Here is a 26,848-nt window from a genome sequence, read left to right as displayed (position 1 = left end):
TCGGCTCCGACCCTTGCCTGTCGATTGGATCCAATCTAACAATTCATGACGCTCTTACCAATGGATTCCGACATGGACCCCACGGCCAGTCCCGATGACGATCGCGCCGGTCTTGCACGCGGCCATGACTTCCAGCCCATCATTGCGGGCACCATCGCGGCCATCGTCGGCTTCGCCGGCGTGTTCACCGTCGTGCTGCAGGGCTTCATTGCCGTAGGCGCGACCCGCCAGCAGGCGGCCTCCGGCCTGCTGGCCATCTGCGTGGCGCAGGCGCTGCTCTCGGTCCTGCTCAGCCGCCGCTATCGTATTCCGATCATCATCGCCTGGTCGACGCCGGGATCAGTGCTGCTGGCCGCGACCGGCATCATCGATGGCGGCTATCCGGCGGCGCTTGGCGCCTTCATGGTGACAGGCGTCCTCATCATCGCAGTGGGACTCATCAAGCCGTTCGGGCGGCTCGTCTCGTCGATTCCGACCGTGCTGGCCAATGCCATGCTTGCCGGCATCCTGCTCGGCCTCTGCCTAGCCCCGGCCAAGGCCGTGGCAGCGGAGCCTGCGCTGGCGCTTCCGATCATCCTGGTCTGGGCGATCGTCGGCCGCATCCGCAAGATCTGGGCAGTTCCCGCCGCCGTGGCGACGGCGATCATCATGATCGCACTGCATGCCCCGGCCGGCGGTCACGAATTGCCGAGCCTCGTTCCGGACCTCACCTTCGTTTGGCCGGCGCTCTCGGCACAATCCGTGATCTCGATCGCTATACCGCTGTTCATCGTCACCATGGCCTCGCAGAACCTTCCCGGCCTCGCGGTGCTGAAGATCAATGGCTACGATCCGCCGCTCCGGCCGATCTTCGTCGGCACTGGCATTGCGAGCATCCTCGTCGCTCCCTTCGGCGGCCATACCCTCAATCTCGCGGCCATCACAGCGGCGCTTTGCGCCGGGCCGGACGCACACCCCCATCCAAGCCGCCGCTGGATCGCGTCGGTCTCCGGCTCGATCACCTATGTGCTGCTCGGCCTCGGCGCGACGACGGCGGCGGCTTTGGTCACAATCGCGCCACCCGTCCTGATCCAGGCCGCGACGGGCCTCGCCCTGTTTGGCGCCTTCGGCGGATCGCTGGCCGGCGCCGTCTCCGTCCCAGCGGAACGGGATGCGGCAATGGTGACCTTCGTTACCGCTGCATCAGGGCTTTCCTTTTTCGGTATCGGTGCTGCATTCTGGGGGCTTGTGGCAGGCGGAGCGCTGATGCTCCTCAACCGACGCTGGAGGCGATGACAGTAGCAGGCCTCATTCTGGCGGGTGGGCAGTCGCGGCGCATGGGCCGCGAGAAGGCATTTCTGCCCCTGGGCGGGAGGCTCATGATCGAGCGTGTGATCGACCGGCTTGTGCCACAGGTCGATCGCCTCGCGATCAACGCCAATGGCGATCCAGCCCGCTTCTCGGCACTCGGCCTCCCGATACTACAGGACGACTTGCCCGATACCGGACCGCTCGGCGGCGTCCTTGCCGGACTGCTCTGGGCTGAAAGCCTCGCCCCAGCGCCGGACTATCTTGCGACGGTGCCTGTCGATTCCCCCTTTATCCCCGCCGATCTTGTACAACGCCTTGAGGCGGCGTCACGGGAGAACCCCGGCGGCGTGGTGATCGCCGCCTCGGGCGAGCGCGACCATCCTGTGGTCGGGCTCTGGCCTGTCGGGCTCTCCGGAACGCTCGCGGATTGGCGCCGATCGGCGAAGAGCCATGGTGTCCGCTCGTTTCTGGCGACGATCGGCTTTACCGTTGTCGACTTCCCGTTCCTGGTCTCAGCCCTTGACCCGTTCCTGAACGTGAATACACCCGAGGAACATGCGCGCGCCGAAGGATTGCTTGCGGCGGAAGCGCATTTGTGATGGATCATACGGCAAGCCTACGGATTGGGCATATTCCGTAAGGCTGGGGCTCCGTGGGGGAGTTTGCAGGGTTCCTGCGCCGAAGTCGCGTCGGCCGCAAGATTCAGAGGTAGTACCCATGTTTTCACTGAAGAAAATCGCCCTTTCGGCACTGCTCGCGGTCTCCGCCGTCGCTGGGGCCGAGGCCAAGGATTGGTCGACAATCCGGATCGGCGTCGAAGCGGCCTATCCGCCGTTCAACTTCATCGACTCGGCGCAGCAGATACAGGGCTTCGACGTCGACATCGCCAAGGCCGTATGCGAGAAGCTGAAGGCGAACTGCACCTTCGTCGCCCAGGATTGGGACGGCATCATTCCGGCACTGCAGGCCGGCAAGTTCGATGCGATCTTCTCGTCCATGACCATCACGGATGAGCGCAAGAAGGTCGTCGACTTCTCCCGCGCCTATTACAACACGCCCTCCGCCTTCATCGCCCCGAAGGCTTCGGCCCTGAAGGACGTGTCGCCCGAAGCGCTCAAGGGCAAGACGCTCGGCGCCCAGTCGTCAACCATCCAGTCCAGCTATCTCGAGGCGAACTATCCCGGCTTCGACATGAAGCTCTATCCGAGCCAGGACGAAGTGAATCTCGACATTGTCGCCGGCCGCATCGACGCGCTGTTCGTCGACAAGGTCGTCGGCATGGACTGGCTCAAGACCGCTGACGGTGCCTGCTGCGAGGTCGTCGGACCCGATATCCCGATCGGAAGCGGCATCGGCGCGGCGGTCCGCAAGGAAGACACCGATCTGCGCGACGCGATTTCGACGGCGATCAACGAGATCAAGGCTGACGGCACCTACGACAAGATCAACGCGAAGTACTTCCCCTTCTCGATCTGGATGAACTGATCGACACGACTTCCAGAAGGGTGGCCGCGCTGGCTACCCTTCCGGATGCGACGGGAAGGGGCGCGCCGGTTGGATCTGTTTCGACTCCTGAGCTTCGGGCCCGATGGCTGGGGCGATGAGCTTCTCACCGGGGCGTTCCTGACGATCCGCCTCGCGCTCGCCACGCTTCCCTTCGGTCTGGCCCTCGGCCTCCTCATCGCTGTCGCCCGACGAAGCTCATCCTTCCTGCCGCGAGCCCTCGGCAATGTTTATTCGACGGTCTTCCGCGGCCTGCCGGAACTGCTCACTATCTTCATCGTCTATTTCGGCGGGCAGATCCTGCTGCGACGCATAGCGACTTTTGTCGGCGTCACGGGCGATTTCGAGGTGAACGGGTTTTTCGCCGGCATGATCGCGCTGGGGGTGGTCTTCTCGGCCTATTCCTCGGAAGTCTTCCTCGGCGCCTTCCGCAACATTCCGGCCGGTCAATATGAGGCGGCGCAGTCACTGGGACTGAAGCGCTTCACCACATTCCGCCTCGTCATCTGGCCACAGCTCGTCCGGCTGTCCCTGCCCGGCCTCGCCAATCTCTGGCTGGCGCTGCTCAAAGACACGTCGCTGGTCTCCGTCATCGCCATCAACGACCTGCTGCGCATGACCAGTCTCGCCGTGCGCGTCACCAAGGAGCCATTCTTCTTTTTCGGCATCGCCTGCCTGCTTTATCTGGCGATGTCGATCGTCTCCTCGGTCGGAATCTCGGCCATCGAGCGATGGGCGGGTCGCGGCCAGAGGAGGACGGCATGAACTGGGAACTTCTCGCCGCCTATGGCCCGCGCATGCTCGAAGGCCTGCTGGTCACGATCGAACTTGTGGCGATCTCCATCTTCTTCGGCGCCTTGCTGGCTCTGCCGATCGCGCTCGCCCGCATGAGCCGCTTCCTGCCGATCCGGGCGATCGCCTTCGCCTATGTCTACGCCGTGCGCGGCACGCCGCTGCTGGCCCAGACTTTCCTCGTCTATTATGGCGCCGGCCAGTTCCGTCACGAGCTGGACGCGATCGGACTCTGGTGGCTGTTCAAGGACGCCTTCTTCTGCTGCGTCCTGACCTTCACGCTCAACACCGCCGCCTATCAGGCGGAGATCTATCGCGGCGCCATCCTTGCCGTTCCGCGAGGCCAGATCGAGGCTGCATTGTCGCTGGGCCTGCGACGCGGACAGGTCTTCCGTAGCGTCGTGATCCCGCAGGCCTTCCTCATCGCGCTCCGCCCGCTCGGCAACGAGATTATCCTGATGATCAAGGGCTCGTCGGTCGCTGCGATCGTCACCGTCTTCGACCTGATGGGAGCGACCCGCCTCGCCTATTCCCGTTCGTTCGACTTCCAGGTCTATCTCTGGGCCGCCGTCCTCTACCTCGCCATGGTGGAAACGCTGCGCCGTCTCTGGGACCGGATGGAAGACAGGCTCACGCGCCACCTTGGACGCGCGCAGCCCTCGTCGGTTTCCACGAATAGCGGCTCGTAGACGACGCTGGGCGAAACGTCAGACGACGTTCTTATCCTTCTCGAGCGGCACATAGTTGAGCGGCAGCGTCGTCGCGAATTTGATCTGCTCCATCGCGAAGGCGGACGAGACGTCGGCAATGTCGATCTTCGAGATCAGCCGCTTGTAGAATGCGTCATAGGCCTCGATATCGGGCACAACGACGCGCAGCAGATAGTCGACCTGACCGCTCATGCGATAGAACTCGACTACTTCCGGCACGTCGCGAATAACCTCGGCGAAACGCTTCAGCCATTCGTCGTTGTGCTGGCTCGTGGTGATCGACACGAACACGGTCACCTTGGCGTTGACTTTGCGTGGATCGAGTATCGCGACCCGGCGCAGGATCACGCCATCTTCCTCCAGCTTCTGTATCCTTCGCCAGCACGGCGTCGTCGACAGGCCGACCCTGCGACCGATCTCCGCCACGGGAATCGTTGCATCCTCCTGCAGGATCTGGAGGATTTTCCTGTCGAGCCGATCAATCATAACGAAACTCCGCTATCGCATTTCGCCGACATCGAAGGACTAATTTCTAATTGACCTTCGAAAGCATGCGCTCAATAGAATATCATTCTCATATTCCTGACGAACTCGGGCTTCTCTGTCAATCCCAGCGCGATTGGCATGTCGTTAACCAGCCAATCGAAAGAGGGCTTAAACCATCATGGTTTAGGGTCGACAGTGAGAGACGCACCCTGGAAAGCCGGATTCATGCAGGCAGGGCCCGCCCAAGCCGCGGACGACAAGACGCTGATGAACCGCGACCGCGCCGAGCGGCGGCGGGCAGCCGCGCGCACGGTTCGCGATCTGCGCGAGCGATTGACCTCGACCAGCGGTACCAGCCCTGCCTTCGACCAGGAACTCCTGCTCCACTACGCCACGACGCGCCTCGCCGCGGCCTATGCCCTGCCGATGCTCGTGGTCCTCGTCGGCCTCGTTGCGACACTCTGGCTACGCCTTCCGGCAATCGTCATCTGGGCGGCCGCGACACTTGTCATTCATGCGGGCGGCTTCTGGCTGTGCCGCCGTTTCGTGCGTCAGGCTGTTGACCGGCCAGACTTAAGAAAATGGTCAAAAGCTTTTGTTGTCTTTGAGTTTTTGAACGGCCTACCCTGGATCGGCTTACTGCTCGCGACGTCGACGGTCCATGCACCGGGCATCGAGATCTTCCAGTTCGCGACGATGCTGACGATCCTCGCGGTCGGCACCATGTTCGCCTCCAGCCTGCCGGCCGGCGCCGTGGCCGGCACCGCTCCGATTGCGCTCACCATGGTGGCGCTCTTCGCGCTCCGTCAGGACGTTCTCTATCTGGCGCTCAGCTTCCTCTCGATCGGCAGTGAGATCTTCTTCCTGACGCTGTCGCAACGCCTGCAGGCGGCCACCATGGCGATGATGCATTATCGCGCCGAGAAGGACCTGCTCATCGCCGAACTCGGTACCGCCAAGGCGATCTCGGACGAATCGCGCCGGCGCGCCGAGGAAGCCAACCTCGCCAAGTCGCGATTCCTCGCCACGATGAGCCATGAATTGCGCACGCCGCTCAATGCGATCCTCGGCTTCTCCGAGGTGATGCAGAACGAAGTCCTCGGCCCGATGCAGAATGCGACCTATCGCGAATATGCCGGCGACATCCATTCGAGCGGCCAGCATCTCCTCGATCTCATCAATGAAATTCTGGATCTCTCGCGCATCGAGGCCGGTCGCTACGAACTCAACGAGGAGCCGGTGACGCTGGTGCATCTCGTGGAGGATTGCGAGAACCTGATGCGGCTGCGGGCCGGCAAGAAAGGCCAGAAGATCACTCGCCAGGTCGAGCCGAACCTGCCGCGCCTCTGGGCCGACGAGCGCGCGGTGCGGCAGATGGTGCTGAATCTGCTCTCCAACGCCATCAAGTTCACGCAGCCGGGCGGAGAGATCGCGATCTCCGTCGGCTGGACCGCCGGCGGCGGCGAATATGTCTCCGTGCGAGACAACGGCCCCGGCATTCCCGAGGAGGAAATCCCGATCGTCCTCTCCGCTTTCGGCCAGGGCGCGATCGCCATCAAGAGCGCGGAGCAGGGCACGGGTCTGGGCCTGCCCATCGTACAGGCGATGGCCGAAATGCACGATGGAACGTTCGAACTCCGCTCGAAGCTGCGCGAGGGCACGGAAGCGATCATCTGCTTCCCGCGCTCCCGCGTCATGGAGCCACTCGCCCCGATCGCTGAGGAAGAGGCGAAGCCGCGCTCGCGCTGGCGCAGCGCCGGCTAGCTGCCCTATTCGGCGCGATCAGCGACCCCCGCCTGCGCGAAGGTTGCCATGCCGGAATGGATCTGCGCCGCTGCCTTGACCAGGCCAGCCGCCAGAGCCGCGCCGCTGCCCTCGCCGAGCCGCATGCCGAGATCGAGCAGCGGCTGCCGGCCCATCCGCGCCAGGAGCCGGGCATGCGCGGGCTCGGCCGAGAGATGGCCGAACTCGCAATGGTCCAGCGCATGATGATCGAGCCGCCAGAGCACCGCCGCAGCGGCGCTCGCAACATAGCCGTCGATCAGGACAGGGATTCGGCTCATGCGCGCGGCGAGAATGGCGCCCGCAATCGCTGCGAGCTCGCGTCCGCCAAGGCGCCGCAGCACCTCGAGCGGATCGTCCAGATGGCCGGTGTGGAAGGCGAGCGCGGCCTCGACCACCGCCACCTTGCGCGCGATGCCCTCCGCATCGAGCCCGGTTCCCGGACCGACCCAATCCGAAGCCAGGCCGCCGAAGAGCCCGGCCGACACCGCGGCCGCGATCGTCGTATTGCCGATGCCCATCTCGCCGAGCACGAGGAGATCGATGCCACCGGCTGTGGCTTCCATGCCGAACGCCATGGTCGCGGCGCAGGCCGCTTCGTCCAGCGCCGGCTCGACCGTGATGTCGCCGGTCGGCAGATCGAGCGCCAGATCGAAGACCTTGAGGCCTAGATCATAGGCGATGCAGATCTGGTTGATCGCGGCGCCGCCAGCGGCGAAATTCTCGACCATCTGCTGCGTGACGGAGGCGGGGAAGGCCGAAACACCATGGCGCGTGACGCCATGATTGCCGGCGAAGATCGCCACCAATGGCCGGCGGACCTCGGGAACCGCCCTTCCCTGCCAGGCGCCCAGCCATTCGACGATGGCCTCGATCCGCCCCAGCGAACCGGCCGGCTTGGTAAGCTGGCGGTCGCGCTCGCGGATCGCCGCCAGCGCCGCCTCGTCGGCAACGGGCATCGCCGCGACGAGATCGCGAATATCGTCGAAGGGAAGTCCGGTGGCGGATCGGGGCATGGCTCGGCTTTCGGGAGAGTGTCGCTGGTCGGCGGATCGCGGCCGATCTATAAACCTCGCGGTCACGATCGCAAGCGCCGCCGCCGGATGCGCCACCGCCAGGCGGCGGGCGAGGCACGGCGCAGCAATGGATGGTTCGCCCATGCAGCCCTATCTCCGAAACGTGCTCGGACGCGACCTCGCCGCAGCGACCGCGTTCCTGACCGTCGTTCCGTCCATGGGCGACGAAGCCAAGAGCGGGCAACTTCCTGATTTCCGCCGCGCCGCTCGCGCCTTCCCCCTTGTCGGGGCGCTTGTCGGGGCTGTGGGGGGCATCGTACTGCTGCTTGCCTCGGCGCTGCATCTTCCGCCGCTCGCAGCAGCATTGCTGGCCGTGGTCGCGACGATCGCGCTCACCGGCGCGCTGCACGAGGACGGCCTCGCCGACACGTTCGATGGCCTTGCTGGCGGGCGCACGATCGAGCGGCGCCTCGAAATCATGCGCGACAGCCGCATCGGCACCTATGGCGCGCTGGCGCTGGTCCTTTCGGTCGGCCTGCGCGTCGCCCTGCTCGCAGCCTATCTGCCGGCCTCGCCCTGGCAAGGCGCGCTGGCCCTCGTCGCCACCGAGGCGATCGGCCGCACGGCGATCGTCTGGCTCTGGTCGAATGAGCCACCGGCGCGGCCGGATGGGCTCGCCGCGACGCTCGGCGCGCCGGACCAGGAGGCGATGGGAGCGGCGCTCGTCATCGGAGCGGGTATCGGCATGATCGCCGGATCGCTGACAGCCGGCGTTTTCGCGGCGCTCATATCGCTCGCCGCCGCGGCGCTTGCGACTGTCGTCACGGCCGATTGGAGCCGGCGACGCATCGGCGGACGAACCGGCGACATTCTCGGCGCGGCCGAGCAGCTCGCCGCCCTCGCCTCCTTGCTCGCGTTGGCGGCGTTCCGATGATCACGCCCTGCATCAAGCTCTGTGCGCTCGATGCGGAACGGCGCGCCTGCCTCGGCTGCGGACGGACGCTCGCCGAAATCGCCGGCTGGTCTTCGTTCAGCGACGGAGAACGCGCCCGGATCATGACCGAGCTCGCGTCACGCCTTGCCAAATTGGCAAAACCCGAGCCGGCCTAGAGCGCTTGTTCGGTCGCGTTTTCTTCACGCGAACCGGAATCCACTTCGCTCGAAAACGCTTCAGAGACCACCGGGATCGGCCAGGGCGGTGCGAGCATGCCCGTTAGCGATGAAGCTGACAATGACCAACTGGCAGAAATGATAGAGCATGATCGGCGCGATGATCAGGCCGATCGCCGGGTTGCCGGCGAAGATGACCGGCGCCAGCGGCACGCCGGTCGCGAGCGACTTCTTCGAGGCGCAGAACAGGCAGGCAATCGTGTCCGCCCGGTCGAAGCCCAGCAGTCGGCAAGGGATCTTCATCAGATAGTAGACGACGTAGAAGAGCGCGATGACGCCGACGATGATCTCGACGATCAGAAGCGCGTCATGCCCCTGCCAGACTCCTTCGACGACGGAATCCGAAAATGAGTTGTAGACGATCGCCAGGATGATCGCCCGGTCGGCGAGCTTGATCTGCTTGTTGTGGCGATGCGCCCAGCCATGCAGCCAGTGTCGCGCGACCTGGCCGAGGATCATCGGCACGAGAACGAGCAGTACGATCTTGCCGATGACCGGCAGGAGCGGAATGTCGATGCCCGCCCTCGACAGGAACCAGGCCATGAGCGCCGGCGTGGCGAAAACGCCGATCAGGCTCGACAGCGTCGCATTGAAGATCGCCACCGGCACATTGCCATGAGCGATCGAAGTCATCGCGACCGAGGACGAGACGGTCGACGGCAGGGCGGCGATATAGAAGAAGCCGATCCAGACGGCTTCGGGGATGAAGCCCTTGAGCGGCGTACCGATCACCAGAACGACGAGCGGAAACAGCACGAAGGTGCAGAGCTGGACGCAAAGATGCAGCCGCCAGTGGCTGATGCCGGCCTTCATCTTCTCCGGCGCCAGCGTCAACCCGTACAGGAAGAAGATCACGGCGACGCCATAGGTCGCCACTTCCTTCATGTGCAGAAAGCCGTTGCTCGATCCCGGCCCCGGAAATGCGATGGCCAGAGCGACGACGGCAACGAGAGCCAAAAGAAAGCCGTCGATCGAGACACCGCGAATTTTCATGGAAGGGACGCCCGGAATGAGGAGGACGGCCAGCACGGCCGTTGACCCTCCATAGCCCGCAATCGGCGTCAGTGAAAGACCGATCGGCAGCTTTCAGGCCGCAAGCGCCGCGTCCCGACTTCCGATCTCGGCGAGCGCCCTGGCGAGCACCTCGGGTCCAGCCCCGCGCAGATTGGCCTCGTTGGACAGGACCTGGCGGAAGCGCCGGGCACCGGGCCGGCCATGAAAGAGACCGAGCATATGGCGCGTCGCGCGGTGGATGGGCTCGCCGCGCGATACCATGTCCGCCAGATAGGGGATCATCGCCTCGGCCGCCGCCATCTCGTCGCGAGGCGCTTCGCCTTCGCCATAGATTTCGCCATCGACGCCGGCCAGCACGCCCGGCGTCTGGTAGGCCGCCCGGCCCATCATGACGCCGTCGAGATGATCGAGATGCGCCCTCGCCTCCTCGACCGTCCGAATCCCGCCATTGATGCCGATGAAGACATGCGGCAGCCGTGCCTTCAGGCGGTAGACGCGAGAATAATCGAGCGGCGGGACCTCGCGATTCTCCTTCGGCGACAGGCCCTTCAGCCAGGCCTTGCGGGCATGGACCCAGAGCGCGTCCGTCCCGGCCTCCAGCACGCGGTCGGCCAATTCGTCGAGCGCGACCTCCGGGTCCTGCTCGTCGACGCCGATACGGCATTTGACGGTGACCGGGATGTCGACCACCTGCTTCATCGCATCGACGCACTCGGCAACGAGGCGCGGCTCCAGCATCAGGCAGGCACCGAACGCGCCGGACTGCACCCGGTCCGACGGACAGCCCACATTCAAATTGATCTCGTCATAGCCAAACGCCGCGCCGATCCGCGCCGCCGCAGCCAGCTTCGCCGGCTCCGACCCACCGATCTGCAATGCCAAAGGATGTTCGGACGGATCGAATCCGAGCAGCTTCTCCCGATGGCCATGAATCACCGCATCGGCAACGACCATCTCCGTATAGAGCAGAGCGCGCGACGTGAGACGACGATGGAAGTACCGGCAATGCCGATCCGTCCACTCCATCATAGGGGCAATGGCCAAGCGGCTATCGAAATGGTTCATTCTACGTCGTATTTGCTCTGTGCCGGCCCGATCGGACGACGATAGACTGGCAACCCGCCACGGCAGCGCGCCTTGTTGCACCATAATTGGCGAGACCGAATTCTCGGACGGATCGAGGCCGAGGCCGATCGCACTGGTAGCGCAGACGCAGACAGTTCTCAACGGCAAGGATGAGGAGCGCCTCGAGGATCCCGTGTCGCCGGCATAAATGCGTGCCTTGGAAAAGACCCGGACGGGCCAGCGGCCAGCTGTCCCCCTTGACAGGAAATTCGCAGCCGCTAAACGTGAGTAAACGATAACCCAAGCGCGGAACGCCGACATGGCGCGCTCGAAAGTCTCCTTGCAGGATCTGGCCGGCCGGCTTGGCGTCTCCGTCAAGACGGTGTCGGGCGCCCTCAGCGGCGATGATTCGATCCGCATGGCCGACGATACGCGCAAGCGCATCCGCTCACTGGCCGACGAACTCGGCTACAGGCCCAATCTCGTCGCGCGCGGCATGCGGCAGGGCGTCATGCCGATCATCGGCATCGTCGCCGACGGCCTGATCACACAGCCTTTCGCGACGGAGATCATGCGCGCCTTCGACAATTCGGTGCGCACCGACGGGCTTTCGGTGGTGGTGACCAGCACGGGCAGCGGCCGCTCGGTCGAGACCAGCGTCGGCGAACTGCAGCGCTTCATGCCGCGCGCCATCGCCTACGCAACCATGTTTCACCAGATTGTCGACCTACCGACGCCGGCGCGCGACGCGATCAGTCTGATGATCAATTGCCGCGGCACGGACGAGGGCATTCCGGCGCTGGTGCCGGCCGAGCGCGAAGCTGCCGAGACTATCACGCGCCGGCTGATCGAGGCGGGGCGGCGGCGTATCGCCTTCTTAAACCTGCCCGGGTTGCTGGCCGGAACGCTGCGGGCCGAAGGCTTCCGCGCCGCCCATGAAGAGGCTGGCATCGCCCTCATCCCGGACTGGATCCGTCCGTCGACGCGCGGCACCTATTCCAACCAGGCGCGCAGCCTCGTCTTCGAGCATGTCGCGGACCTCTTCGCCGGCCCGGTCCGGCCCGATGCGATCCTCTGCGGCAATGACCGCGTGGCGCTCGAGGTCTATGGCGCGCTGCGCCGCCAAAACCTTTCCATTCCGGAAGACGTCGCCGTCGCGAGCTTCGACAACCAGGTCGAGATTGCGGCGCGGCTCGATCCGCCCCTGACGACCATGGCCCTGCCACACAGGGCCATGGGACGACGCGCCGCCGAAATCCTGGCCGGGCACGGCGCCCCGGCCCGAGCCATCGAGGAAATCCCGTTCCGCCTTGTCGAACGCGCTTCAGTCTGAAGTGCAGCGGTCCGGTCACTAAAGGGAGAGAAATGCCATGAAGATGCAGTTGGGTAATCGTTTACTGACGGTGCTTCGCGCCACGACCATCCTGGGGGTAGGCCTTGCCGGTCTGTCGGCGGCCGAGGCGGCCAGCCTGAAGCTGATGTTTCAGGGCGATCCCTATGAGGTGAAGATCATCACCGAGACGGCCAAGAAGTTCGAGGTCGCCAATCCTGGCACGACGGTTGAACTGATCAATACGCCGCACGACGCCTATAACGAGAAGGTCGGCGCGGCAGTCTCGGCCGGGGCGCTGCCCGACATCATGGAGCTCGATGCGCCGTTCCTCGCCAATTATGTCTGGTCCGGCTTCCTGCAGCCGATCGCGCCCTATATCGACAAGGCGCTGCTCGACGACATGACGGCGTCCAACATCAGCCAGGGCACCTATCCGGTCGACAAGCAGCTCTACGCGACGGCGCTGGTCGATTCGACCGTGGCGCTCTATGGCAGCCGCAAGCAACTGACCGAGCTCGGCATCCGCATCCCGACCTCGGTCGACGATGCCTGGACCAAGGAAGAGTTCCTCGGCGCATTGGATAAGCTGGCTGCGGCCGGCGTAAAATGGCCGATCGACCTCTTCCGCGCCTATGGCACCAAGACCGAGTGGATCACTTACGCCTATGAGCCGATCCTGGTCTCGATGGGCTGCGACGTGATCGACCGCACCAGTTGGAAGGCGACCGGGACACTCGATGGCGCAACGTGCGTCGAGGCGGCCAAGCTCTTGCAGGGACTGGTTCAGAAGGGCTGGGTCGTGCCGCAATCGGCCGGTGGCAACCAGTTCTACGCCGAGGGCCGGCCGGCCGGTCTCGCCTGGGGCGGGCACTGGTTCTATGCCGAGGCCAAGGCCCAGATGGGCGATGATGTCGTCGTGATGCCGCTGCCGAAATTCGGCGAGAAGAGCGCCAGCCCGAACGGCACCTGGATCTACGCGATCACCAAGACCGCGTCCGATCCGGCGCTGGCAGGCAAGTTCCTGTCGTTCATGCTGCAGGATCCCGAATATCGCGCCGCCTATGCGGAGCATGCCGGCTTCCCGGGCATCAAGTCCTTCGCCGCAGCCTCGCCGCTCTATGCGCCGGGTGGCGCCATGGCCGTCGCGTTCGAGCAGGCCTCGAAGAGCGCCGTGCCGCGTCCGCCGCATCCGGCCTATCCGACGATCACGCTCGCCTTCCAGCAGGCGATGAACAACATCTTCGACGGCGCAGACGCCCAGGAGGAGCTGTCCAAGGCGGCCAAGAAGATCGACGCCGACATCGAGGACAATGAGGGTTACGCGCCCTTCGGCCAGGCCAACTAGGCCATCCAACCCGTCGCGCCGCATCACAGGATGCGGCGCGACACTATCCAGCCGGGAGGAACCGTAGGATGTCGATCAGTCAGGTGCCGGCCGCCAACGGCCGCCGGCGAAGCGCGCTTTGGGGCGGGCGGGCTCAGGAAATCACGATGCTGCTGCCAGCGCTGGCGCTCATCGCCATTTTCCTGCTGCTGCCATTCCTGTCATCGTTTCGCATCGCGCTCACCAACGAGCGGCTGATCCCGCGCCCGGTGCCGCCGCGCTTCGTCGGGCTTGGCAATTTCCAACAGATCCTGACCGATCATGATTTCTGGCGGGCGCTGTGGAACGTGGTGCGCTTCACGCTGATGGTGCTGCCGGTCCAGTGCGGCTTCGCGCTCGCCATCGCGCTGCTGCTCAATCAGAAGCTGCCCTTCCGCAATTTCTTCCGCGGCTTGTTCTTCCTCCCGGCAATCACCTCGATGGTCGTCGTCTGCGTGATCTGGGCGACTTTGTTCCAGTATCCGACCGGCCCGTTCAACCAGATCGTCGGCTTCCTGTCGTTCGGTCTGGTGCAGCCCATCGACTGGCTTGGCGATCCGAGCTGGTCGATGCCGGCCATCGTTCTGCTCTCGGCCTGGCAGGCCTATGGTTTCCAGATGATCGTCTATCTCGCCGGCCTGCAGGGCATTTCGGAATCGCTCTATGAGGCGGCGGAGCTCGACGGCGCCAATCGCTGGCAGCGCTTCTGGCATGTCACCATGCCGTCGCTGCGCCAGACCCACATCTTCGTGCTGATCATCACCACGATCCAGGCGTTCAAGCTGTTCACCCAGGTGAACATCCTGACCCAGGGCGGCCCGCGCGGCACCACCGACACGCTGGTCCACTACATGTTCACCGCCGGCTTCGTCGACCAGCGGCTAGGCCTCGCCTCGGCCGTCGCCATCCTCCTCTTCTTCATCGTCCTGATCGTCTCGCTGGTTCAGCGCTTCGTGGTGAGGGATCGCCAATGACCACTATCTCCGGACCGGGCCCCCTGGCCCCACGCACGCCCTCGCGCCTGCCGCGTGATTGGACCGCCGTGATCAAGTTCGTCGCCGTGCTGATCCTGGCGCTGGTGATCGTCTCGCCACTGTTTCTGCTCGTCGTGGCGAGCCTCAAGGCCGATCGTTTCCAGATCCTGGCCGATATGGGTTCGTTCCGCGCCTTCTGGGTATCCGACCCGACGCTGCAGAATTTCCGAGAGGTCTGGACCTTCTCCGGCGCGCTGCCCTTCGGCCGCTATCTGCTGAACTCGCTGGTCATCCTGTTCGTCACGGTTCTCGGCGGCGTCTTCCTGAATTCCATGGCGGCCTTCGTGCTGGCCTGGGGCCGGCTGCCGGGGCGGGCCATCATCCTGACGGCGCTGATCGGGCTCTATATCGTGCCGCAGGAATCGATCGTCCTGCCGCTGCTGACCATCATCAACCGCGTCGGCCTTTCCGACAGCTTCGCGGCGCAGATTCTGCCCTTCATGGCCAGCCCGCTGTACATCTTCCTGATCTACCAGTTCTTTATCCAGATACCGCGCGACATCTATGATGCCGCGACCGTGGACGGTGCCGGACCGTTCCGCATCTACTGGTCGGTGTTCCTGCCGATCAGCCTGCCGGTGCTGGCGACGGTCGCCATCCTGCTCGGCATCGAAACCTGGAACCAATATCTGTGGCCGCTGATGGTGACGCAGACCGATCGGGCCCGCCCGATCTCGGTCGGCATCGCCTCGTTCTTCGGCCATGACAGCATCTATTGGAACAGCGCCATGGCCGCCTCGGTCATGATGATGATCCCGGTGCTGATCTTCTATCTCGCGTTCCAGAAATGGTTCGTCAGTTCGTTCATCTCTTCGGCCGTCAAAGGCTGATCCCCGGGAATGCGACCATCATGAAGATCGATATTGAACTCAACGCCGGGGAGACGCTGCACGTCTTCCAGAAGCCGGTGGGCGATGCGACGGGTTCTGTCGTGACGCTGACCACCGCCGACGGGATGGAACAGCGCCTTTCCGGACCCGAATCGGACGATTTCACGCTCAGCATTGCAGAGGATCTTGCCGGAGGGCGGGCCAGCCTCGCCTTCGACGAGGGCGGGACGGCGGTCTCGCTGGTCTATGCGTTCGATCCGGCGACCGTCGCGACCACCGGCATCCGCACGCTGTTCACGACAGAGCGCAACCGGCCGAATTCGGCGCGCTACCGCCTGCATCTCGCCGCGCCCTTCGGCTGGATGAACGATCCGAACGGCCTGTCGCAGGCCGGCGGCCTCGCGCATCTCTTCTATCAGCACTATCCGCACAGCCTGCGCTGGAACACCATGCACTGGGGCCATGCGGTGACGGCCAACGGCATCGACTGGACCCACCAGCCCGTCTTCCTGCTGCCGCGACCTGAATTGCTGGCTGACGACGCCAAGGTCGGCGGCGCCTTTTCGGGCTCGGCCATCAACCTCCCGGACGGCGGTCTGCGCGTCTATTATACGGACCGACAGGACGACCGGACGCCGAATTGGGAATGGCAGATGACGGCCGTCTCGGACGACCGCGTCGATGTCGGCCCCTCGGCGCCGGTGGTGACCGAAGTGCCGGAGCTGCCGGGCCTCGGCAAGAATTTCCGCGATCCCTATGTGTTCAAGGGTCCAGACGGGCTCTGGAAGATGCTGCTCGGCGCAGGCGATGACACCGCCGCGCTGGTCCTGCTCTATGAGACCGAGGACGCAAGCGGTGTCGAAGGCTGGCGTTTCGCCGGCGTGGTGCATCGCGAGCCGACGACGCAGAAGCTGCCCGCCGAATGTCCCTGCATGGTGGCGCTCGATGGTGAGGGCGCGGGCCTGCATGTGCTGATCTTCGGCCTGCTCGGCTCCCGCGACGAGGTCAGCCGACGCCGCAACATCACGGTCGCGCTGGTCGGGCGTTTTGACGGCCGCAGCTTCGAGCCCATCGCTCGTGAAGAGCTCGACTACGGCACGGATTGCTACGCCTTCCAGGGCATTGCCGGCACGGATGGCCCGCTCGGCACAGGTCCCTTCGGCATTTCCTGGGCGGCCAACTGGACCGATGTGTTCAAGGACCGCGATTTCCCGAGCGCGATGACCTTACCGCGCCGGCTCGTCTGGCGCGACGGTGCCTTGTCCACGCCGGTGATCGAGACGGTCGAGGCGCTGCGGCGGCCGGAACCTGCCATCGACATTGCATCGAACGGTCGACCGGTCGTGCTTGAGGACGGCCTCGCCGAGATCGGTATCGAGATCGCGGAAAAGGGCGTGCCTTTCGAGCTTGCCTTCCGCCATCCGGAATTCGGGATCGCCCTCGGCTATGCGGGCGGCACGCTCGAACTCGCCTTCAAGCCGCCCGGCAGCCGCCCGTCGCCGCGCTACTTCATCGAGGACATTGCGCCGGCGCGCCTCCGCATCTTCGTCGATGTCGGCCTCATTGAGATCTATGTCGATGACGGCCGCTGGTGCCTGACCAAGCGCATCGACAGCGACGAGCCCATCAAGGCGATCACGCTGAGCGCAGCGCCCGGCACAATCGGTGCGGCGAGGCTCCACCATCTGCGACCGCAAGGCGCCTGAGCGGGCTACGGCGGACGAAGCCTCGAGGCCGACCGCCCTTCGGAGGCAGGTGCCGATCCGCCCCCACGCTCCCAATTCGAGTGCCTGGCGATCTAAGGGACGAGCACCGCCGCGCCTTGAAAACGCCCGGCCCGGAGATCGTCGAGCGCGTCATTGGCCCGCTCCAACGGATAGACCGTCGTCCTCGTCTTCACGCCAGCGCGGGGCGCGATCTCAAGGAATTCATGAGCGTCCTGGCGCGTCAGATTGGCAACCGAGACGATCTTCCGTTCACCCCAGAGGATGTCGTAGGGGAAACTCGGAATCGGGCTCATATGGATGCCGCCGCAGACCACCGTCCCGCCCTTACGGACGGCGCGCAGTGCCTGCGGCACCAGAGCACCGACAGGCGCGAAGAGGATCGCCGCGTCGAGCCGCTCGGGCGGCATGTCATCGGAACTGCCGGCCCAGACGGCTCCAAGCGACAGTGCCATCTGTTGGGCCGCGACGTCGCCTTCCCGGGTGAAGGCATAGACGCTGCGGCCTTGCCAGACGCAGACCTGCGCCAAGATATGAGCCGCCGCGCCGAAGCCATAGAACCCGATACGCTTCGCCGATCCGGCAAAACCCAGCGAGCGCCAGCCGATCAGGCCGGCGCACATGAGCGGCGCGGCCGCCACCGGATCCGCAAAGCCGTCGAGCGGAAAAGCGAACGCCGCATCAGCGACCACGTGGGTGGCGAAGCCGCCATCGCGCGAATAGCCCGTGAACTGCGGCGTATCGCAGAGATTTTCCTGCCCGCCGGCGCAGAAGGCACAATGGCCGCAGGTGTGGCCGAGCCAGGGTATGCCGACGCGGCGGCCCATGGCGAGCGGCACCCCTTCGCCCACCGCCTCGACGATCCCGACGATCTCATGGCCCGGAACCAGCGGAAGCCTCGGGTCCGGCAAATCGCCGTCGACGACATGCAGATCGGTGCGGCAGACGGCACAGGCCTCGACCCGAACACGGATCTCGCCCGGCCCCGGAAGAGGAACGGGACGCTCCTCCAGGACAAGCGGCTGCCCGACGGCGTGAAGCACCATGGCCCGCACAGCCACCTCCTCAGCTCTGCGCGTCGGGATCTTTCGGCGGCGGCATGATGATCACGCCGGAGATCGGCTCGACGCAGACGAGTTGGTCCTCCACGGATTTCACGCCGGCCGCATTCTCGGCGACAACGCAAGCTGCCAGCCTTTCCCGCTCATCAAAGATCGTACCGCTGAGGGTGACGTTGCCGCCTTCGACTTCGACCCGGACGAGACCATTGCTACTCCAGAACTGGCGGCCGAGTTCCGCGATGATTGCCTTGCGCACGGCATCGTCTCCGCCGGCGTCGGTGGGCTCGCTGGTAAGGCGCTGCGCCAGTGCCTTCAGAAGATCGGAGCGCGCGATGATGCCGACCAGCTTGCCGTCCTCCACGACCGGCAGTCGCTTGATATGGCGGCGCCCCATCATCTCGACGACATTTTCGAGAGTAGCGCCGCGGGTGGTCGCGACCACGTCCCGCGTCATCACGTCTTCGACGCGCCGGCCATGGGTATGGACATATTCGTCGGCTGCCTTGCCGGCGCTCAGGAAGAACTGCAGCCAGGGCGAACGCTTCCGCTCAGTGCCGAGTTCGGAACGCAGCAGAAAATCGCCTTCCGTCACGACGCCGACGAGCGTACCGCTCGCATCGACGACCGGCAGGCCGCTTATATGGTGCGCCAGCATCAGCTGCGCAGCCTCTCCGATCGGCGTGGATGGGGCGACGCTGAATACCGGCGTCGTCATGATATCCTGAACCTTCACCTGGACCTCCTCAGAACGAGCCGGCCGGCAGACGGCCAGAGCGCGTCATCCTTGGACGGTCTTGGTCGCCGACGCGCGGAACCGGCATCATGGGTGTTGAACTTCAATCGAAACGGCGATGCCGTCCTTGCGTGGCATCAACAATCGATCCGGAATCGACGAGGGGAATTCGTATCAAAGGCAGTTTGATCCCAGTCACGCCATCATGGCAAATGGGCGATAAGATGTGGTGAATATTCCTGCTTGCCTGACCGGAGGCACGATGCGCGACGACGATCAGAACGCGCCTGGTTCTCACACGGACCGGTTCGAGCCATTCGTCACGGAAGCCCGTGGCATGCCGCCGCTGCTGACGGCCGTGGTCCATCCCTGCTCGCCGGAAGCGGTCCGTGCCGCCGTCGATGCGCGCGACGAAGGTCTGCTGTCTCCGGTTCTCGTCGGGCCAGAGAATAAGATCCGCGCCGCCGCCGAGGCGGCCGTTGTTTCCCTGTCGGGTCTCAAGATCGAGCCTACCGAGCACAGTCATGCCTCGGCCGAGCGCGGAACGCAGATGGCGGCCCGCGGCGAGGTTCATGCGCTGATGAAGGGAAGCCTGCACAGCGACGAACTGCTCGGCGCCGTTGTCGCGGCCACATCCGGCCTGCGGACTGCCCGCCGGATCAGCCATGTCTATGTGCTCGACGTGCCGGCCTATTCCAAGCTTCTGGTCGTGACCGACGCCGCCATCAACATCGCCCCAACCCTGCTCCAGAAGCGGGACATCTGCCAGAACGCGATTGACTTCCTGACCCGGCTCGGCGTCGCCGAGCCGCTCGTGGCAATCCTGGCCGCGGTGGAAACGGTCGAACCCTCGATGCCGACGACGCTGGACGCGGCCGCGCTCACGGTCATGGCCATGCGCGGACAGATCACCGGCGCCAAGGTCGATGGACCGCTCGCATTCGACAACGCGATCGATCTCGACTCGGCAAGGATCAAGGAAATCGTCTCGCCCGTCGCCGGTCGCGCCGACGTCCTGGTCGTGCCGGACCTCGAGGCCGGCAACATCCTCGCCAAGCAGCTGATCTATTTCGCCGGCGCAAAAGCGGCCGGGCTGGTGCTGGGTGCGCGCGTGCCGATCATCCTGACGAGCCGTGCAGATTCGCTGCAAGTCCGCCGCGCCTCGGCCGCGCTCGCCAAGCTCATCGGATCGGAACGGCAGAAGGTTCTCAATTATTCATGAACCAGAACCTCCTCGTTACCTTCAACCCCGGCTCCTCAACGATCAAGCTCGGCCTCTTTGCCGACGCAAATTCGAAGCCTCGGCGCATCGGCGGCGGCATGATCGACCTGCGCGCTGCGCCTTTGATGCTGCATATCTCGGAGGGGCCGAAGCGGACCGACATCGAGCTCAAGTCGGCGCTCCAGGAGGATCTGCACGACTTGATCAGCGAGACGCTGGAAAGTCTCGTGGAGCATTTCGCCTCCGATCATTTCATCGGCGCCGGGCATCGCGTGGTTCATGGCGGCGACCGCTTCAGCGGACCGGCCCGCATTGACGACCAGGTTCTCGCCGCGATCGCCGCGCTGCGACATCTGGCGCCGCTGCACCAGCCTCGCGCCGTTCGCCTGATCGAGTCGATCCGCCGGATCTGGCCGGACGTGCCGCAGATCGCTTCCTTCGATACGGCTTTCCACCGCACGCAAACAGACACGGAGCGGCGCATCGCCCTGCCCCGCGAACTCTTTGGTGAAGGCGTCAAGCGCTACGGTTTCCACGGGCTCTCCTACAAGTTCATCGCCGGCGCTCTGGCCCGAGAAGCGCCCGAAATCGCCGCTGGACGAGTCGTCGTCGCCCATTTGGGCAGTGGCGCCAGCCTCTGCGCGCTCGAAGGCGGGATCAGCCGCAGCGCATCTATGGGCTTCTCGACGCTGGACGGCATCCCGATGGCGACCCGCAGCGGCGCCATCGACCCCGGCATCCTGCTGTACCTTCTTCAGGAAAGGCGCCTCGCCGTCGCCGATCTGGAGGACATGCTCTATCACCGCTCCGGCCTTCTCGGTCTGTCCGGGATCAGCGCCGATGCCCGCGTGCTCACGGAGAGCGAGGAACCCGCCGCTGCCGAGGCCATGGCGATCTTCGCCCTCGCGATCGCACGGCAGGTGGCGGCCTATGCGGCCACCCTCAAGGGGCTGGACGGGCTTGTTTTCACCGCAGGCATCGGCGAACACCAGCCAGCGCTCCGCGCCGCCGTCTGCGATCACCTCGGTTGGGCCGGCATCGACATCGACGCGCAGTCCAACGTCTTCAATGAAACGCGGATCAGCACCAGGACGAGCGGTGTCGCCGTCTTCGTGCTGCCGACGGACGAGGAGAGTGTGATCGCCGAAGAGGCCGCGTCGATTCTCGCGTCGGGATGATTCAGGCCGGATCGAGCAGCTTGCGCAGGCGCACCGCCAGTTCGCGCGCTGTATAGGGCTTCTTCAGCCAGCTCTCATCGTCGCCAAATTCGCGACCGGCAACCGTGGGTTCGGCATAGCCCGACGTGAAGAGCACCTTGATATCGGGTCGAAGCCGCCGGGCTTCTCGTGCCAGTTCGTCGCCGGCTATTCCGCCCGGCATAATGACATCGGTAAAAAGCAACCGGATCTCGGGCACAGAGCGAAGGAGCTCCAGCGCCTCGCCACCCGTCCCGGCCTCGACAACGCGGTAGCCGCCCTCGCGCAGTCTGGCCACGGCGACCCGGCGTACCCGCAGATCGTCCTCGACGACGAGAATGGTTTCGCTGCCTTCCGGAAGCGCATCTGGGCGGGCGGCAGGCGCTACCGGCGCATTTTCGTGGACGGTCACGGAACTCGGCAAAAAGAGCCGGACGCTCGTTCCCTGCCCCGGCTCGCTATAGAGCTGGACATGCCCGCCTGACTGCTTGACGAAGCCGTAGACCATGGAGAGACCAAGGCCGGTTCCCGAGCCTAGTCCCTTGGTCGTGTAGAACGGTTCGAAGGCCCGCTGCTTCACCTCGGCCGTCATGCCCGATCCGGTGTCGGTGACCGAAACCAGTATGAAATAGCCGCTGCGCACGCCGGGATACATCTCGGCATAGTCCCGATCGAGAACCGTCCGCGAGACCTCTACTGTCAACCGGCCGCCGCGCGCCATAGCATCGCGGGCATTGAGGGCGAGGTTCAAGATCGCATTCTGCAGCTGGGAACCGTCGACGAGTGCCAGATGCGAAGCTCCGGTGACGACGGTGCGAAGTTCAATCGCCTCACCAAGCGTCCGCCGCAGCAGATCGGCAAAGCTGGTGACGAGCTGGCCGACATCGGTGGGTTTCGGATTGAGCGGCTGACGGCGGCCGAAGGCGAGCAACTGGCCGGTGAGCTTGGCGCCGTCATCGGCCGCGTCCTGGGCCTCTTTCAGGAGAATGCGAAGCCTCGGATCGTCCAGCCGCCGCTCGATCATTTCAAGGTTGCCGCTGATGACCGTCAGCAGATTGTTGAAGTCGTGGGCGATGCCGCCGGTGAGCTGGCCGATGGCTTCCATCTTCTGCGACTGGCGGAGCTCCTCCTCCATGCGGTGGCGGCTTGTCAGGTCGCGAATAAAGCCCGTGAAGACACGCCGCCCTTGCGACAGCGCCTCGCCGACGGCCAGTTCCATCGGGAACGTCGTGCCGTCCTTCTTGAGCCCTGTGACGACCCGGCCATAGCCGATGATGCGTCGCTCGCCGGTCATCAGATAGTGGCGAATATAACCGTCATGACGCTCGCGGTCCGGCGACGGCATCAGGACCCGGACATTCTTGCCAGCAACCTCCGCCGAGCGGAAGCCGAACAACCGCTCCGCGGCGGCGCTGAACGAGGTGATCGTGCCCTCCTCGTCGATGACGATCATCGCCTCGGGGACTGTATCGAGAATGGAACGCAGATGCGCCTCGCGGCTGGCCAGATCCGCCTGCGCTTCCTTCAGGCTGCTGATGTCGCTGTTGGTCTGCAGGATGGCGATGGACTCGGTGCCCGCGCCCGTGAGCGCGATCCAGCGGCTGGCAACCCAGATCTCGCCGCCCTCGCGGTCGCGGTGGACGACCTCGCCCTCCCAGGAGCCCAGCTCACGCACGGCATCGACGATAGCCTCGCGCCGCTCCGGATAGACGGTCGACAGAAGTTCATCAACGTTGCGCCCGACAGCTTCGTCCCGCTTCCAGCCATAGAGCAGTTCACACCCGCCGGACCAGACGCCGATACGTCCGTCGAGGTCGTGGACGATGATAGTGGCGCCGTCGAGAAGCCGCGCGACCTCATCGACAAGCGGGCCTGCGGCCATCGCCGTCACGGCTCCCTCGCTCACGGCAGGATGCCCTTTCGCTGATTCAGTTCGGCCAGACCGCCTGCTTTGTATAGGCGGGCGAAGCGTTATGATCCGCTTCGATCTCACCGGCAAGAGCCGTCAGCTTGTCGCTCTTGCGCACGATAATCGCGTGCCGCCCGCTGGGCGCGATGACGCCGCGGCTCGTGAGCCGGGTCATGATGCGGGACACCGTTTCGATCGTGAGGCCGAGATAGTCGGCCATGTCGAGGCGGGTCATCGGCACTTCGACCACTCGGAGCGGCGGATGTCCGTTGTCGAGGCGGCGGGCAATGTGAAGCAGGAAGCTCGCAACCCGCTCCTCGGCGCTCTTGCGGGCCAGCAGCACCATCTGGTCCTGCGCAGCAGCCATTTCGTCGCAGAGCCGGGCGAAGAGCTGCGGCCTCAGTTCCGGAGACCGATTGATCTCTTCCTGAAATCGATTGTGTCCGAAACGACGAACCTGGATTCGCGTAACCGCTTCCGCTGTATAAAGGTAACGATCCTTGAGTGAGACACCGATCAGATCGCCAGGATACATGAAGCCGGTGATCACCCGACGGCCATCACCCAATATTTTATAGACGCGCAGAACGCCCTCGACGACTTCGAACACATGTTCTGCCTCGTCGCCTTCCCAGAATACGGCGGCTCCCGGCTCGAACTTCTCGATAGGCTGCCGGCTGAAGACACCCTGCAATGTGGGAGGCAGCGTCGCTTCGCATGGCAGCGAGCGAACGAGAAGGTTGACCGTGGCGATCGAATCTTGGGACAGCATGGTGGGGACTCCTCATCGGTTCGATGCTGCCATTAGTGGTCCTCCGCGTGACGACACATCGATGCGCGTGTTAGACTTGGTGCGATTGTGTAACAAACTGTGACGGCGCGCCGGGATCGGCTCGTTCCTCCGAAGACCCCATGACAAGCTCGGCTCCCCACCCAGAGCACATTCTCGTTGTCGACGACGACCCTCGGATCCGGCAGATGCTGGTGCGCTATTTCGAGGGCGAGTCCTATCGCGTGACGGCGGTCGCCGACGGCAGGAGCATGCGCGAGGCTCTGCAGCAACGGACGATCGATGCCGTGCTGCTCGATCTCGTTCTGGGCGGCGGCGAGGACGGGCTGGAGCTCGCACGCGAGATTCGCGGGCGCTCGGATGTGCCGATCATCATGCTGACCGGGCGCGATGACGTGGTCGATCGCATCGTCGGGCTGGAGATCGGTGCCGATGACTATATCGCCAAACCCTTTCACCTCCGCGAGGTGCTGGCGCGCCTCAGGACGATCCTGCGCCGCCGCAAGCCGAAGCCGGGGGCCGAAGCGGAGGCGCGCGGTGCGGACACACTTCATTTCGAGGGCTGGCGGCTGGACCTCGGTCGACGCGAACTCCATGACGCCGGCGGAAGCCCGATCGAACTGACGACCGGCGAATTCGATCTCCTCACCGTGCTGGCTCGCCAGCCGGGTCACGTCTTCACCCGCGAGACCCTGATGGACCTCACCCGAGGACGATCGCAGGAAGCGTTCGATCGGACAATCGATGCGCAGATATCGCGCCTTCGCAAGAAGATCGAAAAGGACCCGGCCAATCCGAAACTGGTCAAGTCGGTTCGCGGCATCGGCTATGTTTTCACCGGGCGGGAATCGGTCTGACGGTTCAGGAGACGGCTCGGGAAGCGGCACGGAGCAGCGCGTCGATCTCCTGACGTGTTGCGTCGACCGACAACTGTCGCTCGGACCGATCGAGCAGGTGAACCCGGATCGACGCGCATCCGGCCCTCTTGGCCCGGAGCGCCAGGTGGTCGAACAGCTCAACGCCGACCCCCGGTCCATCCGCCGCGCTGACGACAACGAAACTGGAGATGTCGAGAACCAGAGCCCCGAGCCGCTCCAGCGTCACAGCGCTGATCGCCAGGCCCTGGACGTAGCCGCGGGGATTGGAGGCAACCAGGATGTCGTCAGCCTCCCGTCCGGGCGACTGCCGGCAGCGGTCCCGCCAACCGTCGAGCTCGAGCGTCGGGACAGCCAAACGCGCGAGCAGATAGGCGCTGTCGACCTGCTCATCCTCTATCGGACCGATCTCATAGGCCTGGGCCATCATGGGATCTCTTTCCTGCCCGCCGGCGCGTTGAATCGTATGTTCATCCGCGCCTTGTTGTTCTTGGTTCGGCCGCTCGCGTTGTGTCGAGCGCTTGCACGTCGTCAGATGCTGCGGCTATGCCGCGTCGCTGCACGATCGAAATATCGATCGAATACCGCGCAGATCGACCGAACGAAGGGGCGCCCGCGCTCGGTGACGAACAGGTTTCGCCCGCGCACCAGCACCAATCCGTCGTCCTCGAACGGCTGCAGGCGACTGAGTTCGTCGTCGAAGCTGTCCGCTGCGAGGCCAAACCCCTGGCTCACCTCGTCGAGATCGATGCGGAACAGGCACATCAGTGTCTCGATGATCGATCCCACGACGCGATCATCCCGCGAGAATTCGATGCCCTTCGCCACCGGCAGACGGCCCTCGGCCAGAGCGTCGCGCCAATCGGTGATCCGCACGGCGTTCTGGACATATCCCTGCGGCAGACGGCCGATGGACGATGCGCCGAACCCGATCAGAGTTTCGGCCCGGTCGGTCGTATAGCCCTGGAAATTGCGGCGCATGTCGCCCTTGCGAAGGGACTGCGCAAGTCTGTCGTCCTCAAGCGCGAAATGATCGAGGCCGATCTGCACGTAGCCTGCCTCGACCAGAAGTTCGGCTGCCAGCGCCTGCTGGTCGAATCGCTCGACCGCTCCCGGAAGCGTCGAATCGGGAATGAGCTTCTGAGCTGGCTTCATCCACGGCACGTGGGCATAGCCGAAAAGCGCAATTCGTTCGGCCTTGATGCCGACGATGTCGGCCACGGTTCTCGCGATAGTGTGCGATGTCTGGTGCGGCAACCCGTACATCAGGTCGAGATTGATCGATTCAACGCCAGCACGGCGCAGATGCTCCACCGCACGAACCGTCACTTCGAGCGGCTGGATACGATTGATCGCGCTCTGCACGCGTGGATCCAAATCCTGAACGCCGAGGCTGGCGCGATTAAGCCCATTGGCGACGGCTGCGTCTATCCACGCGTGGTCGAGCGTGCGGGGATCGAGTTCGGCGGCAATCTCGCAGCCCGAATCGATCGAGAAATGGCCCCTGAGGGCTGAAAAGAGGCGATCAAGGTCGCGGGGCCACAGCGCGTTCGGCGTACCGCCGCCAAGATGGATCGAGGATACGGGCGCCGTTTTTCCGATCGCGTGCTGCACCAGCGATATTTCGCCGAGCAGCGCGTCAACATAGTCGGATATGGCACTCTGGCGATTGGTAACCTGCGTGTTGCAGCCGCAATACCAGCAAAGCTGACGGCAGAAGGGCACATGCAGATAGAGCGAGAGCGGCTTCGCGGGGTCGACCTCCCCCAGCCAGCGACGATATTCCGTCTCGCCGATTCCGGCATGGAAGTGAGGCGCCGTCGGGTAGCTCGTGTAACGCGGCACCCGCCCGTCATATTTTTCGATGAGCGCGGCGGGCGATGACGGGCTCCAACGCACACAATCGGATTTCAGTTCGCACACGGCCTTCATGGCAAATACCCTCCGCAG

At 64.6% G+C, this 26,848-nt stretch carries 25 protein-coding genes and 1 pseudogene; 16 read left to right on the top strand and 10 right to left on the bottom strand.

Annotation, left to right across the window (positions count from 1 at the left end; all coding sequences use genetic code 11):
- Positions 1-72 precede the first annotated feature (72 nt).
- From OSH05_RS14105 to OSH05_RS14085, 5 genes are all read left to right on the top strand, one after another.
- Complete coding sequence (locus OSH05_RS14105) at positions 73-1,275, top strand: benzoate/H(+) symporter BenE family transporter (protein ID WP_165801634.1); 1,203 nt, start codon at positions 73-75, stop codon at positions 1,273-1,275.
- Positions 1,272-1,889, top strand: coding sequence for a molybdenum cofactor guanylyltransferase MobA (mobA, locus tag OSH05_RS14100; RefSeq protein WP_104219924.1), 618 nt, complete (start codon positions 1,272-1,274; stop codon positions 1,887-1,889). The genes OSH05_RS14105 and mobA overlap by 4 nt, the downstream gene beginning before the upstream one ends.
- 118 nt (positions 1,890-2,007) lie before the next feature.
- Positions 2,008-2,775, top strand: coding sequence for an ABC transporter substrate-binding protein (locus tag OSH05_RS14095; protein WP_104219925.1), 768 nt, complete (start codon positions 2,008-2,010; stop codon positions 2,773-2,775).
- Between the two features lie 69 nt (positions 2,776-2,844).
- On the top strand, positions 2,845-3,558 hold the full coding sequence (locus OSH05_RS14090; RefSeq protein WP_207778777.1) for an ABC transporter permease: 714 nt from the start codon (positions 2,845-2,847) through the stop codon (positions 3,556-3,558).
- Positions 3,525-4,274, top strand: coding sequence for an ABC transporter permease (locus OSH05_RS14085; protein ID WP_266352481.1), 750 nt, complete (start codon positions 3,525-3,527; stop codon positions 4,272-4,274). The genes OSH05_RS14090 and OSH05_RS14085 overlap by 34 nt, the downstream gene beginning before the upstream one ends.
- A gap of 18 nt (positions 4,275-4,292) precedes the next feature.
- Here OSH05_RS14085 and OSH05_RS14080 read toward each other — a convergent pair whose 3' ends face one another.
- The gene (locus tag OSH05_RS14080) at positions 4,293-4,778 is read right to left on the bottom strand and encodes an Lrp/AsnC family transcriptional regulator (protein ID WP_104220020.1); all 486 of its coding nucleotides are present in this window, start codon (positions 4,776-4,778) and stop codon (positions 4,293-4,295) included.
- A gap of 228 nt (positions 4,779-5,006) precedes the next feature.
- Here OSH05_RS14080 and OSH05_RS14075 point away from each other — a divergent pair, with 228 nt between their 5' ends.
- Positions 5,007-6,545, top strand: a complete 1,539-nt coding sequence (locus tag OSH05_RS14075) for a sensor histidine kinase (protein WP_207778778.1) — start codon at positions 5,007-5,009, stop codon at positions 6,543-6,545.
- Between the two features lie 5 nt (positions 6,546-6,550).
- Here the strand turns inward: OSH05_RS14075 and cobT are convergent, their stop codons facing one another.
- Positions 6,551-7,579 (bottom strand): nicotinate-nucleotide--dimethylbenzimidazole phosphoribosyltransferase, encoded by a 1,029-nt coding sequence (gene cobT, locus OSH05_RS14070; RefSeq protein ID WP_104220021.1) that lies wholly within the window; start codon positions 7,577-7,579, stop codon positions 6,551-6,553.
- A 142-nt stretch (positions 7,580-7,721) separates the two neighbouring features.
- Here cobT and cobS point away from each other — a divergent pair, with 142 nt between their 5' ends.
- Both cobS and OSH05_RS14060 read left to right on the top strand, forming a co-directional pair.
- Positions 7,722-8,513, top strand: coding sequence for an adenosylcobinamide-GDP ribazoletransferase (gene cobS, locus OSH05_RS14065; RefSeq protein WP_104219929.1), 792 nt, complete (start codon positions 7,722-7,724; stop codon positions 8,511-8,513).
- Positions 8,510-8,689: a DUF1289 domain-containing protein gene (locus OSH05_RS14060; RefSeq protein WP_104219930.1), complete on the top strand. Its 180-nt coding sequence runs from the start codon at positions 8,510-8,512 to the stop codon at positions 8,687-8,689. Before cobS ends, OSH05_RS14060 begins: the two co-directional genes overlap by 4 nt.
- A 60-nt stretch (positions 8,690-8,749) precedes the next feature.
- Here OSH05_RS14060 and OSH05_RS14055 read toward each other — a convergent pair whose 3' ends face one another.
- Together OSH05_RS14055 and dusA are read right to left on the bottom strand one after the other, a co-directional pair.
- Positions 8,750-9,778 carry a bile acid:sodium symporter family protein gene (locus OSH05_RS14055; RefSeq protein WP_266352478.1) on the bottom strand — a complete coding sequence of 343 codons (1,029 nt, stop codon included), beginning with the start codon at positions 9,776-9,778 and terminating at the stop codon, positions 8,750-8,752.
- Positions 9,779-9,835: 57 nt separating this feature from the next.
- On the bottom strand, positions 9,836-10,828 hold the full coding sequence (gene dusA, locus OSH05_RS14050; protein WP_104219931.1) for a tRNA dihydrouridine(20/20a) synthase DusA: 993 nt from the start codon (positions 10,826-10,828) through the stop codon (positions 9,836-9,838).
- 319 nt (positions 10,829-11,147) lie between these two features.
- Between dusA and OSH05_RS14045 the strand changes: the two genes are divergently transcribed.
- The 5 genes from OSH05_RS14045 (at position 11,148) to OSH05_RS14025 (ending at position 17,094) form a co-directional block, all read left to right on the top strand.
- Positions 11,148-12,161: a LacI family DNA-binding transcriptional regulator gene (locus tag OSH05_RS14045; protein WP_104219932.1), complete on the top strand. Its 1,014-nt coding sequence runs from the start codon at positions 11,148-11,150 to the stop codon at positions 12,159-12,161.
- Between the two features lie 37 nt (positions 12,162-12,198).
- The gene (locus OSH05_RS14040; protein ID WP_207778779.1) at positions 12,199-13,506 is read left to right on the top strand and encodes an extracellular solute-binding protein; all 1,308 of its coding nucleotides are present in this window, start codon (positions 12,199-12,201) and stop codon (positions 13,504-13,506) included.
- Positions 13,507-13,574: 68 nt separating this feature from the next.
- Positions 13,575-14,498, top strand: coding sequence for a carbohydrate ABC transporter permease (locus OSH05_RS14035; RefSeq protein WP_104219933.1), 924 nt, complete (start codon positions 13,575-13,577; stop codon positions 14,496-14,498).
- Positions 14,495-15,388 (top strand): carbohydrate ABC transporter permease, encoded by an 894-nt coding sequence (locus OSH05_RS14030; protein WP_104219934.1) that lies wholly within the window; start codon positions 14,495-14,497, stop codon positions 15,386-15,388. Before OSH05_RS14035 ends, OSH05_RS14030 begins: the two co-directional genes overlap by 4 nt.
- A gap of 20 nt (positions 15,389-15,408) precedes the next feature.
- Entirely contained in the window at positions 15,409-17,094 is a 1,686-nt protein-coding gene (locus OSH05_RS14025; protein ID WP_165801630.1) for a GH32 C-terminal domain-containing protein, read from the top strand.
- A gap of 92 nt (positions 17,095-17,186) precedes the next feature.
- Here the strand turns inward: OSH05_RS14025 and OSH05_RS14020 are convergent, their stop codons facing one another.
- Both OSH05_RS14020 and OSH05_RS14015 read right to left on the bottom strand, forming a co-directional pair.
- Positions 17,187-18,167 carry a zinc-dependent alcohol dehydrogenase family protein gene (locus tag OSH05_RS14020; protein WP_207778780.1) on the bottom strand — a complete coding sequence of 327 codons (981 nt, stop codon included), beginning with the start codon at positions 18,165-18,167 and terminating at the stop codon, positions 17,187-17,189.
- 10 nt (positions 18,168-18,177) lie between these two features.
- Positions 18,178-18,906 carry a CBS domain-containing protein gene (locus OSH05_RS14015; RefSeq protein WP_104219937.1) on the bottom strand — a complete coding sequence of 243 codons (729 nt, stop codon included), beginning with the start codon at positions 18,904-18,906 and terminating at the stop codon, positions 18,178-18,180.
- Positions 18,907-19,207: 301 nt separating this feature from the next.
- On the opposite strand from OSH05_RS14015, the pseudogene OSH05_RS14010 reads away from it, so the two are divergent.
- Positions 19,208-20,128: pseudogene (locus OSH05_RS14010) on the top strand (bifunctional enoyl-CoA hydratase/phosphate acetyltransferase); the annotation flags it as partial.
- Positions 20,125-21,306: an acetate/propionate family kinase gene (locus OSH05_RS14005; protein WP_104219939.1), complete on the top strand. Its 1,182-nt coding sequence runs from the start codon at positions 20,125-20,127 to the stop codon at positions 21,304-21,306. The pseudogene OSH05_RS14010 and the gene OSH05_RS14005, both read left to right, overlap by 4 nt.
- Before the next feature lies 1 nt (position 21,307).
- On the opposite strand, the gene OSH05_RS14000 is transcribed toward OSH05_RS14005, so the two are convergent.
- Together OSH05_RS14000 and OSH05_RS13995 are read right to left on the bottom strand one after the other, a co-directional pair.
- Positions 21,308-23,206, bottom strand: a complete 1,899-nt coding sequence (locus OSH05_RS14000; protein WP_104219940.1) for a hybrid sensor histidine kinase/response regulator — start codon at positions 23,204-23,206, stop codon at positions 21,308-21,310.
- Between the two features lie 46 nt (positions 23,207-23,252).
- Positions 23,253-24,005 carry a helix-turn-helix domain-containing protein gene (locus tag OSH05_RS13995; RefSeq protein WP_104219941.1) on the bottom strand — a complete coding sequence of 251 codons (753 nt, stop codon included), beginning with the start codon at positions 24,003-24,005 and terminating at the stop codon, positions 23,253-23,255.
- A gap of 140 nt (positions 24,006-24,145) precedes the next feature.
- Here OSH05_RS13995 and OSH05_RS13990 point away from each other — a divergent pair, with 140 nt between their 5' ends.
- Positions 24,146-24,880 (top strand): response regulator, encoded by a 735-nt coding sequence (locus OSH05_RS13990; RefSeq protein ID WP_104219942.1) that lies wholly within the window; start codon positions 24,146-24,148, stop codon positions 24,878-24,880.
- Positions 24,881-24,884: 4 nt separating this feature from the next.
- Here the strand turns inward: OSH05_RS13990 and OSH05_RS13985 are convergent, their stop codons facing one another.
- Complete coding sequence (locus tag OSH05_RS13985; RefSeq protein ID WP_104219943.1) at positions 24,885-25,328, bottom strand: hypothetical protein; 444 nt, start codon at positions 25,326-25,328, stop codon at positions 24,885-24,887.
- A gap of 101 nt (positions 25,329-25,429) precedes the next feature.
- Positions 25,430-26,830, bottom strand: a complete 1,401-nt coding sequence (gene hemN, locus OSH05_RS13980; protein WP_104219944.1) for an oxygen-independent coproporphyrinogen III oxidase — start codon at positions 26,828-26,830, stop codon at positions 25,430-25,432.
- Between the last annotated feature and the right edge of the window lie 18 nt (positions 26,831-26,848).

This window comes from Kaistia algarum (assembly GCF_026343945.1).
GTDB lineage: Bacteria > Pseudomonadota > Alphaproteobacteria > Rhizobiales > Kaistiaceae > Kaistia > Kaistia algarum.
This window is presented reverse-complemented; position numbering and strand designations above follow the sequence as displayed.

Excerpts from the sequence above, each read along its gene's own strand:
- OSH05_RS14105 (WP_165801634.1), top strand. The coding sequence starts at position 73 with ATGGACCCCACGGCCAGTCCCGATGACGATCGCGCCGGTCTTGCACGC.
- mobA (WP_104219924.1), top strand. The coding sequence starts at position 1,272 with ATGACAGTAGCAGGCCTCATTCTGGCGGGTGGGCAGTCGCGGCGCATG.
- OSH05_RS14095 (WP_104219925.1), top strand. The coding sequence starts at position 2,008 with ATGTTTTCACTGAAGAAAATCGCCCTTTCGGCACTGCTCGCGGTCTCC.
- OSH05_RS14085 (WP_266352481.1), top strand. The coding sequence starts at position 3,525 with ATGGGCGGGTCGCGGCCAGAGGAGGACGGCATGAACTGGGAACTTCTC.
- OSH05_RS14075 (WP_207778778.1), top strand. The coding sequence starts at position 5,007 with ATGCAGGCAGGGCCCGCCCAAGCCGCGGACGACAAGACGCTGATGAAC.
- cobT (WP_104220021.1), bottom strand. The coding sequence starts at position 7,579 with ATGCCCCGATCCGCCACCGGACTTCCCTTCGACGATATTCGCGATCTC.
- cobS (WP_104219929.1), top strand. The coding sequence starts at position 7,722 with ATGCAGCCCTATCTCCGAAACGTGCTCGGACGCGACCTCGCCGCAGCG.
- OSH05_RS14060 (WP_104219930.1), top strand. The coding sequence starts at position 8,510 with ATGATCACGCCCTGCATCAAGCTCTGTGCGCTCGATGCGGAACGGCGC.
- dusA (WP_104219931.1), bottom strand. The coding sequence starts at position 10,828 with ATGAACCATTTCGATAGCCGCTTGGCCATTGCCCCTATGATGGAGTGG.
- OSH05_RS14045 (WP_104219932.1), top strand. The coding sequence starts at position 11,148 with ATGGCGCGCTCGAAAGTCTCCTTGCAGGATCTGGCCGGCCGGCTTGGC.
- OSH05_RS14040 (WP_207778779.1), top strand. The coding sequence starts at position 12,199 with ATGAAGATGCAGTTGGGTAATCGTTTACTGACGGTGCTTCGCGCCACG.
- OSH05_RS14035 (WP_104219933.1), top strand. The coding sequence starts at position 13,575 with ATGTCGATCAGTCAGGTGCCGGCCGCCAACGGCCGCCGGCGAAGCGCG.
- OSH05_RS14030 (WP_104219934.1), top strand. The coding sequence starts at position 14,495 with ATGACCACTATCTCCGGACCGGGCCCCCTGGCCCCACGCACGCCCTCG.
- OSH05_RS14025 (WP_165801630.1), top strand. The coding sequence starts at position 15,409 with ATGAAGATCGATATTGAACTCAACGCCGGGGAGACGCTGCACGTCTTC.
- OSH05_RS14005 (WP_104219939.1), top strand. The coding sequence starts at position 20,125 with ATGAACCAGAACCTCCTCGTTACCTTCAACCCCGGCTCCTCAACGATC.
- OSH05_RS14000 (WP_104219940.1), bottom strand. The coding sequence starts at position 23,206 with ATGGCCGCAGGCCCGCTTGTCGATGAGGTCGCGCGGCTTCTCGACGGC.
- OSH05_RS13995 (WP_104219941.1), bottom strand. The coding sequence starts at position 24,005 with ATGCTGTCCCAAGATTCGATCGCCACGGTCAACCTTCTCGTTCGCTCG.
- OSH05_RS13990 (WP_104219942.1), top strand. The coding sequence starts at position 24,146 with ATGACAAGCTCGGCTCCCCACCCAGAGCACATTCTCGTTGTCGACGAC.
- OSH05_RS13985 (WP_104219943.1), bottom strand. The coding sequence starts at position 25,328 with ATGATGGCCCAGGCCTATGAGATCGGTCCGATAGAGGATGAGCAGGTC.
- hemN (WP_104219944.1), bottom strand. The coding sequence starts at position 26,830 with ATGAAGGCCGTGTGCGAACTGAAATCCGATTGTGTGCGTTGGAGCCCG.